The organism is Parafrankia colletiae (assembly GCF_001854655.1).
Classification (GTDB): domain Bacteria; phylum Actinomycetota; class Actinomycetes; order Frankiales; family Frankiaceae; genus Parafrankia; species Parafrankia colletiae.
This window is the reverse complement of sequence record NZ_MBLM01000102.1, coordinates 26,227-39,546: the sequence shown is the minus strand read 5'-3', so window position 1 is coordinate 39,546 and position 13,320 is coordinate 26,227. Positions and strand designations below refer to the sequence as shown.

Below are 13,320 nucleotides of genomic sequence, written 5' to 3'. Positions count from 1 at the left end.
GGTGTGCCCCTGCTGCTCGTTCACCTCGTCCTGATCGTCGGTTCGCTCGGTGTGCTGGTGCTGTGCGCGCTGCGGCTGTGGGGGCAGGTCCGGGCGACGAAGACGGCCGCGCTTGAGCTGAAGGACCGGGCAGCCGATCTCGCCACGAGGGCCGGGGAACTGGCCGGGCGCATCGAGTCCGCGGAGGTAGCCACCCGGCTCGCCAGCCAGGCCAGGTGACCGGTTCGGGCCGCGGTGCATCGCCCGGCCCGCCGCGCACCGCCATCGGCCGTGCCGGCCCGGCTCTGCCGTGCCGGCGCCCACGCCGTGCCGGCCTGGCGCTCCGCGATCGCTCCCCAGCCCCGGCAGGAGGAGCGCCGAGAGCTTCAAACCGTGCCCGGAATGTGTCCCGAGCAGCGGCGCCGCAGGCAGGGACGGGGCATAGAAGCACTGGTGACACGGGTCATCCCCGGCCCGTTCGCGAACACGTCACCTGTGGGATACCCGGCTACTGTCTATACCCTCCTAGGCTGGCCGACGTAGCATCGAGCCGCACGGTCTCCCGAACGGACCGGTAACTGGAGGACGCCTGCCATGCCTAACCTGGGTACGACCGAGATCATTATCATCGCGTTGGTAATTCTGGTGCTCTTCGGCTCGAAGAAGCTGCCGGACGCGGCCCGTTCCTTCGGCCGGTCCCTGCGCATCTTCAAGGCCGAGACCAAGGGTCTGCGCGACGACGATGCCACCTCCAGCGCTGCTCCGGCCGCTGCGGCCCCGACGGCTCCCGCCGCCGCACCGGTCGCCCCGCTGCCGATCGAGGGCCGTCCCGCCGCCGCGCCGGGCACCTCGGTCAACGGCTCTGCGCCGGTGGACGCCGAGCGCCGCTGACCGTGCCGGGGCGCTCCAGGCCATCTGCTCGGGCTGACTCGCCGCGCTGATTGCCGCGCACGCCGGTGGCGGGTTCCCCGCGCCGGCCGCGCGCCGATCAGCGCTGGCCGAGTAGCGCTGACAGTGGTCTGGATCGACCGACCTGGCCCGCACGGTCCGCTCGTCCGGCGCCGGTCCGCGGGTTCCGTCCGTGGCCCGGTGTGCTGTGGGTCTCTCGCGCGGGTGACCACCTGGCTGCGGCCGTGTCCGCATGCCGTCCGCATCCATCGTCCTCATCGAGCAGGAGCCGCACCCCGTGCCACGGTTGCCAACGCCGAGCAGGCTTGCCTCGTCGGTACACGATCGGCGTGCCCGCACGGTCGAGGACAGCAGGATGCCCCTCACCGAGCATCTGCGTGAACTGCGCAACCGGCTGGCCAAGGCACTCATCGCCTTCGCGGTCGCATCGATCGTCTGTTTCATCGTCGAGCCGGACATCTTCCAGTGGCTCATCGAGCCCTACTGCGCGCTGCCCGCGGACAAACGCGGTGACCTCGTCGGTGACGGTTCCTGCAAGCTCTACTTCTTCGGCATCCTGGACGCCTTCACGATCCGGCTGAAGATCTCCATGCTGTCGGGCGCGGTGTTCTCGGCGCCGATCTGGCTCTACCAGCTCTGGTCCTTCATCACGCCAGGCCTGCACCGGCACGAACGCCGCTGGTCGCTGAGTTTCGTCTGCGCCTCGCTGGTGCTGTTCGCCGTCGGTGGCCTCTTCTCCTACCTCACGCTCGAGACCGGCCTGAACCTGTTGCTCGGTTTCGGCGGCGACGGTCTCGTCAGCGTTCTCGACGGCAGCAAGTACCTGAGCTACGTCATCGCGATGCTGCTGGTCTTCGGGCTGTCGTTCGAGATCCCGCTGCTGGTCACGATGCTGAACCTGGCCGGCCTCGTCACGACCGCGAAGCTGCGGTCCTGGCGGCGGGCCGAGATCTTCCTCGTGTTCGTCTTCGCCGCGGTCGTCACCCCGAGCCAGGACCCGTTCACCATGCTCGCCCTCGGCCTGCCCATGATCGTGCTCTACGAGGTGGCGCTGGTCATCGGCTGGGTCAACGACCGACGGAAGGCCAGGCGGGGTGACACCTCGCCCTACGCCGACCTCGCGGATGACGAGGCCTCCCCGCTTGATCTCGACGACACCGGTACCGACCAGGTACCGCCGGCGCCGCGGGTGGCGGCCGAGCCCGCGAGGGCCGGCTCGGGGGCCGCGCACGGCAGCGCCGCGGGCGCCGGYACGGCTGGGTCGGCGTCGTCCGACAGCGCGCACGGCGACATCACCTGACCCCGCCGGATACCTGCCCTTTGCGCCGCGCCAGGGCAGCGTAGGGTGAGGGATGTGTCGTCCGCGCCCGGCGCCGTCGAGGAGTTCGTGGCCCGGTATCCGTTCGGGCTTGATCCTTTTCAGTCCGAGGCCGTCGAGGCCCTCGCCCGCGGCGAAGGCGTGCTGGTAGCGGCCCCGACTGGTGCCGGCAAGACGATTGTCGGTGAGTTCGCGGCGCATCTGGCGCTCGCGACCGGTACCCGCTGCTTCTACACCACGCCGATCAAGGCGCTGTCGAACCAGAAGTACGCCGACCTCGTCGCCCGCTACGGGGCCGCCTCGATCGGTCTGCTGACCGGCGACACCTCACGCAACGGGGACGCACCGGTGGTGGTCATGACCACCGAGGTCCTGCGCAACATGCTGTACTCCGAGGCGGCTGACAGCAGCCGGCTCGCCGACCTCGGTTATGTCGTCATGGACGAGGTCCACTACCTCGCGGACCGCCAGCGCGGCGCCGTCTGGGAGGAGGTGATCATCCACCTCCCGAACCACGTCCGGCTGGTCTCGCTGTCCGCGACGGTCAGCAACGCCGAGGAGTTCGCCGAGTGGCTGGTCACCGTGCGGGGCCACACCCGGGTGATCGTGAGCGARCATCGCCCGGTGCCGCTCTACCAGCACGTCCTGGCTGACCGCACCCTGCACGACCTGTTCGTCGACCGCACGTCAGGTCTCGGGCCGTCGGGGCCCGTCCTCGAGCCGGACCGCGCCGGTCCGCGTGGCGGCAAGGGCGTGCGCCCAGGTGGGCCCGCGGCCGCCGGCGCGTTTCCCGGTCGGGGCGCGGGCGGTGACCCTGGTGCCGGGCCCGCTGCCCGGCCGGGCGCCGGCGCCGAGACCGGGGCCGGGGCGAACGGCGGTCGTCGGGCGGGTGCTCGGAACGGTGCCGGCGGTGGCGGTGCGACGGGGCGGGGCGGCGACGGGGAGGCGGCCGGCGGCCGCGTGGTCAATCCCGATCTGCTGCGGCTGGCCCGGGAGGAGTCCCAGTCGGTGTACGACCGCGGGCGTGGGCCCCGGTCGTCGTCGCGGCCGGGGGCGCGGCCCGGCGGTGGCGGTGGGCGACGGCGCTTCGGGCCGCCGAGCCGCCCGGACGTGATCGTCCGGCTGGACCGGGCCGGGCTGCTGCCCGCGATCGTGTTCATCTTCAGCCGGGTCGGGTGCGACGCCGCGGTGACGTCCTGCGTCCAGGCGGGCCTGCGGCTGACGACGTCCGACGAGCGTCGGGAGATCAACGCGCACGTGCGGGCCCGGACGGCGGGGATCCCGCAGGCCGACCTCGACATCCTCGGCTACTGGCAGTGGCTGGACGGGTTGGAACGCGGCATCGCCTCGCACCACGCCGGCATGCTCCCCACCTTCAAGGAGGTGGTGGAGGAACTGTTCGTCCGAGGTCTGGTCCGGGCGGTGTTCGCCACCGAGACGCTCGCGCTGGGCATCAACATGCCCGCCCGCACCGTCGTGCTGGAACGCCTGACGAAGTTCAACGGCCAGACCCGCGCCAACATCACGCCCGGCGAGTACACCCAGCTGACGGGGCGTGCGGGCCGTCGGAGCATCGACGTCGAGGGGCACGCGGTCGTGCTGTGGCAGCCGGGGCTGGACCCGCTGGCGCTGGCCGGCCTGGCCTCGACCCGTACGTATCCGCTGCGGTCGTCGTTCCGGCCGTCCTACAACATGGCGGTCAACCTGGTCGGGCGGCTGGGCGCGGACCGTGCGCGGGTCGTCCTGGAGTCGTCGTTCGCGCAGTTCCAGGCAGACAAGGCCGTGGTCGGCATCGCCCGGGCGGTCCGCCGCAACCAGACCGCCGTCGATGAGCTGACGGCGGCGCTCGACTGCGACCGGGGTGCTGTCCTCGAGTACGACGATCTGCGGCGGCAGATCCGGGAGCGGGAGAACAACCTGTCCCGCGCGGGGACGGTGCGCCGCCAGTCCGAGGTGGCGGAGGCGCTGGCGAAGCTGCGCAGCGGCGACGTGGTGCGGGTGCCGGCCGGCCGCCGCGGTGGCCTCGTCGTGGTCCTGGATGTCGGTGTCGACCCGGGTTCGCCGGACGGCCCGCGGCTGGTGGTGCTCACCGTCGACCGGCAGGTCCGGCGGCTGTCCATGATTGACTTCCCGGTGGCGGTGGAGCCGCTTGCCCGGGTGCGGATTCCGAAGTCGTTCAACCCCAGGTCGCCCCAGGCGCGGCGCGACCTGGCCTCGTCGCTGCGCAACACCCGGGTGCCGGACGAGCCCGGCCGCCGGGAGCGGATGCGCTCCCTCGCGGCGGACGACGCCGAGCTGGCCCGGTTGCGCCGCGCGCTGCGGGCCCACCCCGTCCACGACTGCCCGCAGCGGGAGGAGCACCTGCGCTCCGCCGAGCGCATCGACCGGCTGCGCCGGGAGACCGCCGGGCTGGAACGCAAGGTCGAGGGGCGGACGAACACCGTCGCCCGTACGTTTGACCGCGTTCGCGACACCCTCGCCGAGCTGCGCTATCTCAGCGCGGACGGCGACGCTGTGACCCCGGCCGGCGCGATGCTGGCACGGATCTACACCGAGCAGGACCTCCAGGTCGCCGAGTGCCTGCGGACAGGGGTCTGGGCAGGCCTGACTCCGCCTGAGCTGGCGGCGGCCGTCTCGACGCTGCTGTTCGAGCCGCGCGGCGACGACGTGGCGCCGCCCGCCGTTCCCGGCGGGCCGGCGCTGCGCGACGCGCTCGCAGACATGGCCGGCGTGTACACCCGCCTCGGCGAGGTGGAGGACGAGCACCGGCTCGGTTTCCTGCGCGCGCCCGACCTGGGGTTCGTGCCGGCGGCCTTCGGCTGGGCGTCCGGTCGCGGGCTGGAGCGGGTCCTCACCGAGGCCGGCGCCGACCTGACGGCCGGCGACTTCGTCCGCTGGATGCGCCAGCTCATCGATCTCCTCGACCAGATAGCCCAGATCGCGCCGGCCTTCGCGGCCGCCACCGCCAGCGGACGAGCGCGCGGCGAGGCGGGGGGAGGACCCGACGGTGAGGGGGCCGAGGGGCCTGSGGACCGGGGGGCCGGCGGCTCGGCGGGTGGCGCGGGGCTCGTCGAGGTCGGCCGGGTGGCACGGGCGGCGATGGACGCCGTGCGCCGCGGTGTCGTGGCGTACTCGATGTCGGTGTGAGCGGGGTGCCGGTGTGATGGGCAGAACTCGCTGTTGACGATGAGTTGGGTCACCTCGTAGCCTGACTCCCGTTAGTCGTGATGTTGACAGGAAGCCGGTGGGATTCCGGCGCGGCCGCGCCACTGTGTCCGGGGGAACCGAGATGGTCCGCCGGTAAGCCAGACCCGTTTCGTCGCGAGTGAACCAGCTGGACGCGTGATCCCTGGGAGGTCTCTCGCATGTCTGATTCTGCTGCTCCGTCCACCGTGCCGGCACCGCTCGCCGGTGGGGCCATCCGCCCGCTGAAGCTCCCGTTGCGCGAGATCGCCCCCTGGGCCGTGCTGATGGGCGCCCTGATGCTGCTCGGCATCTATTTCGTCGGCTCCGAAGCGGGTGCTTTCTCCATGGTGGGCGGCACCTGGATCCACGAGTTCGTGCACGACGGCCGGCACCTGCTGGGTTTCCCCTGCCACTGATCCACTGATTTTCCGGCGGATCGTTCACCGGCAGGCGGCGGAGGCCGTTCTTTCATGATGCGCAGACTTCTTGTTTTTGGCATGCTCGCGGGTCTGGTCGCGGGTCTGGTCGGCTTCGGGTTCGCCTCGGTCACCGGCGAGCCGCAGGTGGACGCGGCGATCGCCATCGAGGAGGCCGCGGCGGCGCCGCCAGCTCCCGGTGAACCTGTCGAGCCGGAGGAGGTATCCCGGGGAGTGCAGAAGGGCGTCGGGCTGGCGGTCGCGACAGGCCTTTACGGCGTCGCGATGGGAGGCCTGTTCGCGATCGCGTGCGCCGTCGCCTACGGCCGTATCGGCACGTCGGGCATGCGGTCCACCTCGGCGGTGGTTGCGGCTGTCGGTTTCGTGACGGTGGCGGTCATCCCGTTCCTGAAGTACCCGGCGAACCCGCCGGCGGTCGGGAATCCGGACACGATCGACCGGCGCACCGGCCTCTACGTGGTCCTGGTGCTCGTCGCCGTCATCGCGGCCCTGCTCGCCGCGCAGGCCGGCCGCGCGGTGGCCGACCGCGTCGGCGCGTGGAACGCGGCACTGGCGGCGACCGGGGTGTTCACCGTCCTCGTCGTGGTGGCCGTGGTCCTTCTCCCCGTCGTCAACGAGGTGCCGGACTCCTTCCCGCCGGAGCTGCTGTGGCGCTTCCGGCTGTCCTCGCTGGGCACGCAGACCCTCGTGTGGGCGGTGCTGGGGCTTGGCTTCGGGCCGCTCGCCGACCGGGTGCTCAACCCGGCGCCCGCGCGGCGCACCCCGGCGGTTGCGGCGTCACCGAGCCCGTCCGCGGGGTGAGGGCGAGCAGCCGCGCGCGGGCGTACGGGCTGCTGCTCGGAGTCGTCCTCGACACGCTGTTCGCCGACCCGTCCCGGGGCCATCCGGTCGCGGGGTTCGGGCGGGTCGCGGCCCGCCTCGAGCGGGCCGCCTACCGCGACAGCCGGCTCGCCGGTGTGGCGTACACGGCGGTCCTGGTCGGCGGTCCGGCAGTGGTTGCCAGTCGGGTGGAACGTGGGCTGGCGCGCGCACTGACCGGTTCCCGCGGCGAGCGCCGGACGAGGTGCGGGGCCGGGCTGGCCGTGACGGCGCTGACCGCCGTGGTGACGTGGGCGGTGCTGGGGGGAGCGTCGCTGCGCCGGGAGGGCCGGGCGCTTGGCGGCGAGCTGGCGCGGTCGGACGTGGCTGCCGCGCGCCGCCGACTGCCCTCGCTGTGCGGCCGGGACCCGTCGGTCCTCGACACCGGCGGGCTGTCCCGTGCGGGCGTCGAGTCGCTGGCGGAGAACACCTCGGACGCCGTCGTCGCCCCGCTGCTGTGGGGCGCGGTCGGCGGTCTGCCCGGCCTCGTCGCCTACCGCGCGGTGAACACCCTCGACGCGATGGTCGGCTACCGCAACGCGCGTTACCACCGCTTCGGCTGGGCCGCGGCCCGCGCCGACGACCTGGCCAACCTGGTACCTGCCCGGGTCTGCGCGCTGCTGACCTGCGCCTGCGCGCCGGTGGTCGGCGGCTCGCCGGCGCGGGCGTTGCGGACGCTGCGTCGCGACGGCCGCCGCCACCCCAGCCCCAACGCGGGCATGGCGGAGGCGGCGTTCGCCGGAGCGGCCGGGCTGCGGCTCGGAGGTGAGCTGCGGTACGCCCATGGCGTCGAGCACCGCCCCGAGCTGGGGTCGGGGCGCCGGCCCGGCGCCCGGGACCTGCAGGTCGCAGCACGCCTGTCGGCCGCCGTCACGGTGGCCGCCGTCGGGCTGAGTGCCGGGCTCGCCGCCGTGCTGGCGGCGGTCCGACCCGCCGCGGGCGGAGCGCGGTGACCGGCCGCATCGTGGGCACGGGCAGTGGCACCGGCCGCGGGGCGGTCGGTGGGGCGCTGCTGGTCGCCGGGACCGCCTCGGACGCCGGCAAGAGCATCCTCACCGCCGGGCTGTGCCGGTGGCTGGCCCGCGAGGGCGTGCGGGTCGCCCCGTTCAAGGCCCAGAACATGGCGCTGAACTCGGTGGTGACCGCCGACGGCGCGGAGATCGGCCGGGCCCAGGCGATGCAGGCCGCGGCCGCCGGGGTCGCGCCCGAGGCCGCGATGAACCCCGTACTGCTCAAGCCCGGCTCCGACCGCCACAGCCAGCTGGTGGTCCTCGGACGTCCCCTCGCCGAGGTCGACGCGCTGGGGTACCGGCCGTACAAGGAGCGTCTGCTCGGCATCGTCCTGGACTGCCTCGCCGACCTGCGCGGCCGGTTCGACGCGGTGATCTGCGAGGGGGCCGGGTCGCCGACGGAGATCAACCTGCGGGCGACCGACATCGCCAACATGGGCCTGGCCCGGGCGGCAGGGCTGCCGGTGCTGGTCGTCGGCGACATCGACCGCGGCGGTGTGTTCGCCTCCCTGTTCGGGACACTTGCCCTGCTCGACCGGGCCGACCAGGCCCTTGTCGCCGGCTGGGTGATCAACCGTTTCCGTGGGGACGCCCGGCTGCTCGAGCCCGGGCTGCGTCAGATCGAGGGGCTCACCGGACGTCCCGTCCTCGGTGTCCTGCCCTGGCTGGCGGGCCTGTGGCTCGACGTCGAGGACTCGCTGGACCTGCGCTCACATCCGGATCCCGACCTGGGCCCCGCCGACGGGTCGGCCGGGCCGGGCGCGGGCGGCGGCGGCGCGGACACCGGCCCGGACCGGCTGCGGGTCGCCGTGGTCCGCTTCCCGCGCCTGTCGAACATCACCGACCTGGACGCCCTGCGCGCCGAGCCCGGGGTGTCGGTGCGGCTCGCGACCAGCGTGGACGACGTCGCCGACGCCGACCTGGTGGTGCTGCCGGGGACCCGGGCGACCGTCTCCGACCTGGCCTGGCTGCGGCGGCGCGGGCTCGCCGACGCGATCGTGGCCCGGGCCGCCGCGGGGCTTCCCGTCCTGGGGATCTGCGGCGGCTACCAGATGCTCGGCGTGCGCATCGACGACGACGTCGAGTCCCGGGCGGGGCAGGTGCCCGGCCTGAGTCTGCTGCCACTGATCACCCGCTTCGCACCGGACAAGGTGCTCGGGCAGCGGTCGGGGGTCAGCGCGGACGGCCATCCCGTCACGGGCTACGAGATCAGGCACGGCCGACCGGCGCTCGACGAGTCCCTGCGACCCGGCGGGACGGGTTCCCGTCTCACCGCGGTGGAACGGTTCGCCGTCGACGGCGCGCGGGTCGGCAGCGTCCACGGGACGAGCTGGCACGGACTGCTGGAGAACGACCAGTTCCGGCGCGCCTACCTGGCCGGTGTGGCGGCGGCGGCCGGCCGGTCGTTCCGCCCGGCCGAGACCTGTTTCGCCGACGTCCGGGCCCGCCGCCTCGATGCCCTGGGCGACCTCGTCGCCGACCATCTTGACCTGCGGGCGGTGCGCACACTGCTGGAGCGCGGCGCACCGGCCGGTCTTCCCTTCGTCCCCCCGGGAGCACCCTGAATGTCGACGGAGCAGCCGGTGCCGGCAGACCAGCCGAGCCCGGCCGAACAGGCGGATCCGGCCGAACACGCGGATCCGGTGATCGCTCTGATCTCGACCGCGGACACCGAACTCCTCGCCGCGCGTGCCTGCGGAGCGCCCTGGCGGGTCGCGAACCCGGCACGGCTCGGTGCCGAGGCGGTACCCGCGTTCCTCGCCGGTGCCGAGGTGGTCGTCCTGCGCCTCCTCGGTGGGGAGCGGGCCTGGCCCGACGGCCTGGCCGCCGTCGTCGCCAGCGGGCTGCCGGTCGTCGCACTCGGCGGCGAGGCGACCCCGGACGCCGCGCTGATGGCCCGCGGGACGGTGCCGGCCGGTGTCGCCACCGAGGCGCTCGCCTACCTGGTCGAGGGCGGTGTCGCCAACCTCGCCGAGCTCTACCGTTTCCTCTCCGACACGCTGCTGCTCACCGGCCTCGGCTTCGCCGCGCCGGTCGTCCTGCCCGAGCACGGCAGGCACGGCGAGTGGGCGGTCAAGGCCGACCGGCCCACCGTCGGCGTCGTCTTCTACCGGGCGCATGCGACCTCCGGCAACACGGCGTTCGTCGACGCCCTGTGCGACGCGCTCGAGGGAGCGGGTGCGAACGCGCGTCCGGTGTTCTGCTCCACGCTGCGCGGCGCGGCCGCCGGGGGGGCGCTGCACGATCTCGCCGGGGTGGACGCTCTGGTCGTGACGGTGCTCGCTGCCGGCGGCACCCGCCCCGCGGACGCCTCCGCCGGCGGCGACGAGGAGGCGTGGGACGTCGGCGCGCTCGCCGCACTGGACGTCCCGGTCGTGCAGGGGCTGTGCCTGACGTCCTCCCGTGCCGTCTGGGACGGCAGCGACGCCGGCCTGTCGCCGATGGACGCCGCCATGCAGGTCGCCATCCCCGAGTTCGACGGCCGGATCATCACCGTGCCGTTCTCGTTCRAGGAGGAGGGACCGGGCGGTGTCCCGGTGTACGCGGCGGATCCGGAGCGCACCGCCCGGGTCGCCGGGATCGCCGCGCGGCTGGCCGCGTTGCGGCACACCCGGCCCGCCGAGAAGAAGATCGCCATCGTGCTCTCGTCATATCCGACGAAGCACTCGCGGGTGGGCAACGCCGTCGGTCTGGACACCCCCGCCTCGGCGGTGCTGCTGCTCGACGCGCTGCGCGCCGCCGGCTACGACCTCGGCGACGGCTACCCGGGGGAAGAACTGCGCCACGCCGCCGCCGACGGGCACGCTGTGGACGGGCAGGACACGCAGGACACGCAGGACGAGAAGAACACCGATGAGATCACCCGGCCGGACGCCTCGGTCGGGGACGCGCTGATCCACGCGCTGATCGCCGCTGGCGGCCATGACGTCGAATGGCTGACCGCCGAACAGCTCGCCGCCGCGCCCGCGCGGGTGCCCGCATCGACCTACGAGCGCTGGTTCGCCCGCCTGCCCGAGCCGCTGCGCGCCGCGATGTCCCAGCACTGGGGCCCGCCGCCCGGCTCCCTCTACGTCGACGACGGCAGCCCGCTGGTCGGGATCGGCGCAACGAACGGTGCGGGGGCGCGGCCGGGGACGCCGGCGGCGGAGCCGGCGATCGTGCTGGCCGCGCTGYGGTTCGGCAACATCGTCGTGATGATCCAGCCGCCGCGGGGGTTCGGGGAGAACCCGGTGGCGATCTACCACGACCCCGACCTGCCGCCGTCCCATCACTACCTGGCGGCCTACCGCTGGCTGGACGAGGTCTTCGGCGCCGACGCCGTCATCCACCTCGGCAAGCACGGAACGCTGGAGTGGCTGCCCGGCAAGGGACTCGGCCTGTCGGCCGGCTGTGCCCCGGACGCCGTCCTCGGCGACCTGCCGTTCGTCTACCCGTTCCTGGTCAACGACCCGGGGGAGGGCACCCAGGCCAAGCGCCGCGCGCACGCGGTGATCGTCGACCATCTGGTGCCGCCGATGGCGCGGGCCGACTCCTACGGCGACATGGCCCGGCTGGAACAGCTCCTGGACGAGTACGCGACGCTGGCTGCCCTCGACCCGGCGAAGCTGCCGGCGGTGCGCGCCCAGATCTGGACGTTGATCCAGTCCGCCCAGCTGCACCACGACCTCGGCCAGGCCGACCGGCCCAGCGACGACGACTTCGACGACTTCCTGCTGCACGTCGACGGCTACCTGTGCGAGGTGAAGGACACCCAGATCCGCGACGGTCTGCACATCCTCGGGGTGGCGCCGGCGGGGGAGGCGCAGACGAACCTGGTCACCGCGATCCTGCGCGCGAACCAGATGTGGGCGGGCAGCGCAGGCGCCGTTCCGGGCCTGCGCACGGCGCTCGGGCACACCGAGGGCGACCTCGAGGCGTCCCGTGCGCAGGTGGACGCGTTCGAGGAGACGGCCCGCTCGCTGGTCGCCGCACTGGAGTCCGCCGCGTGGTCACCGGACGCCGTCCGCGACGTCGTGGCCCGTCATGTGATCTCCCCGGCCGACGCCGACGCCGACGCCGACGCCGGTGCCGGCGAGCCGGGGGGCGGTGTCGGGGTGCCGGCCGCGGCGCGGAGCGAGGTCGAGCGGGTCCTCGCGTTCGCGGCGACAGAGGTCGTCCCCCGGCTGAACCGCACCCCGGACGAGATCGGCAACACGCTGCGGGCGCTCGACGGCCGGTTCGTCCCGCCCGGCCCGTCCGGCTCGCCGACCCGCGGTCTGGTCAACGTTCTGCCCACCGGGCGCAACTTCGCCTCCGTCGACCCGAAGGCCATCCCGTCCCGGCTCGCCTGGGAGACCGGCCGCGCGCTCGCCGACTCGCTGCTGGAGCGCTACCTCGCCGACACCGGCGGCTACCCGGCCTCCGTCGGGCTGACCGTGTGGGGGACGTCCGCCATGCGCACCCAGGGCGACGACATCGCCGAGGTGCTCTGGCTGCTCGGCTGCCGCCCGACCTGGGACGACGCGTCCCGGCGGGTGACCGGCTTCGAGATCGTGCCGGGCCCGGAGCTGGGGCGCCCGCGGGTCGACGTGGTGGTACGGATCTCCGGGTTCTTCCGCGACGCGTTCCCGCACGTCGTCGCCCTGCTCGACGACGCGGTACGGGCGGTGGCCGCGCTCGACGAGCCGGACGACGTCAACGCCCTGGCCGCGCACGTCCGTGCGGACCTGGCCGCCCTCGGCCTCCCCGGCGCCCTGCGCCCGGCGAGCCCGCCCGGATCGGCGGATCCGGCTGGTTCCTCCGGTTCGCCCGGCTCCTCGGGCCCGGCCGACCCGGCGGCGCTGCGGCGGGCGACGACGCGGATCTTCGGGTCGAAGCCCGGGGCCTACGGCGCCGGCCTGCTGCCCCTGATCGACTCGCGGCAGTGGCGCTCGGACGCCGACCTCGCCGAGGTGTACGCGGTGTGGGGCGGCTACGCCTACGGCCGCGGCCTTGACGGCGCCGAGGCCCGGGCCGACATGGAGACGGCGTTCCGTCGCATCCAGATCGCGGTCAAGAACCAGGACACCCGCGAGCACGACCTGGTCGACTCGGACGACTACTTCCAGTACCACGGCGGGATGGTGGCGGCCGTGCGGGCGCTGACCGGGACGTCTCCCGCCGCCTACGTCGGGGACAGCGCGCTGCCCGACGCGGTGCGCACCCGCACCCTGCAGGAGGAGACCCACCGGGTGTTCCGCGCCAGGGTGGTGAACCCGCGCTGGATCGCCGCGATGCGCCGGCACGGCTACAAGGGTGCCTTCGAGCTGGCCGCGACCGTCGACTATCTGTTCGGCTACGACGCCACCGCCGGGGTCGTCCAGGACTGGATGTACGAGTCGCTGGCGGCCTCCTATGTGTTCGACCCGGAGAACCGGGAGTTCCTCCGGACGTCCAACCCGTGGGCTCTGCGTGGCATGACCGAGCGTCTGCTGGAGGCCGCCGAGCGCGGCCTGTGGGAGGCGCCCGAGGAGAGCACGCTGGCCGGGCTGCAGGCCACCTACCTGGAGCTGGAAGGCGACCTGGAGGCCGCGGGGGAGGACTCGCCCGCGGGGTAGGAGGACTCCGCGGCGGCGATGAGTTTCTGTCGGTGGGTAGGTCCATG

9 protein-coding genes are annotated in these 13,320 nt (G+C 73.7%); all 9 read left to right on the top strand.

Going from position 1 to position 13,320, the window contains the following annotated elements:
- Window positions 1-3: 3 nt before the first annotated feature.
- The 9 genes from CC117_RS10405 (at window position 4) to cobN (ending at window position 13,273) form a co-directional block, all read left to right on the top strand.
- Window positions 4-219 carry a hypothetical protein gene (locus CC117_RS10405; RefSeq protein ID WP_084131911.1) on the top strand — a complete coding sequence of 72 codons (216 nt, stop codon included), beginning with the start codon at window positions 4-6 and terminating at the stop codon, window positions 217-219.
- 354 nt (window positions 220-573) lie between these two features.
- Window positions 574-870, top strand: a complete 297-nt coding sequence (gene tatA / locus CC117_RS10400) for a Sec-independent protein translocase subunit TatA (RefSeq protein ID WP_018635720.1) — start codon at window positions 574-576, stop codon at window positions 868-870.
- A gap of 295 nt (window positions 871-1,165) precedes the next feature.
- Window positions 1,166-2,188 carry a twin-arginine translocase subunit TatC gene (gene tatC / locus CC117_RS10395; RefSeq protein WP_071083625.1) on the top strand — a complete coding sequence of 341 codons (1,023 nt, stop codon included), beginning with the start codon at window positions 1,166-1,168 and terminating at the stop codon, window positions 2,186-2,188.
- A gap of 54 nt (window positions 2,189-2,242) precedes the next feature.
- On the top strand, window positions 2,243-5,353 hold the full coding sequence (locus CC117_RS10390) for a DEAD/DEAH box helicase (RefSeq protein ID WP_071083526.1): 3,111 nt from the start codon (window positions 2,243-2,245) through the stop codon (window positions 5,351-5,353).
- Window positions 5,354-5,571: 218 nt separating this feature from the next.
- Window positions 5,572-5,808, top strand: coding sequence for a CbtB domain-containing protein (locus CC117_RS10385; RefSeq protein ID WP_071083525.1), 237 nt, complete (start codon window positions 5,572-5,574; stop codon window positions 5,806-5,808).
- A gap of 54 nt (window positions 5,809-5,862) precedes the next feature.
- A complete protein-coding gene (locus CC117_RS10380) occupies window positions 5,863-6,630 on the top strand; it encodes a CbtA family protein (RefSeq protein ID WP_071083524.1) in 768 nt (255 codons plus the stop codon).
- Window positions 6,627-7,640, top strand: coding sequence for a cobalamin biosynthesis protein (locus tag CC117_RS10375; RefSeq protein ID WP_071083523.1), 1,014 nt, complete (start codon window positions 6,627-6,629; stop codon window positions 7,638-7,640). Before CC117_RS10380 ends, CC117_RS10375 begins: the two co-directional genes overlap by 4 nt.
- Window positions 7,637-9,262 (top strand): cobyric acid synthase, encoded by a 1,626-nt coding sequence (locus CC117_RS10370; RefSeq protein ID WP_241829986.1) that lies wholly within the window; start codon window positions 7,637-7,639, stop codon window positions 9,260-9,262. The genes CC117_RS10375 and CC117_RS10370 overlap by 4 nt, the downstream gene beginning before the upstream one ends.
- Window positions 9,263-13,273 (top strand): cobaltochelatase subunit CobN, encoded by a 4,011-nt coding sequence (cobN, locus tag CC117_RS10365; RefSeq protein WP_241829985.1) that lies wholly within the window; start codon window positions 9,263-9,265, stop codon window positions 13,271-13,273.
- The last annotated feature ends 47 nt before the right edge of the window (window positions 13,274-13,320 follow it).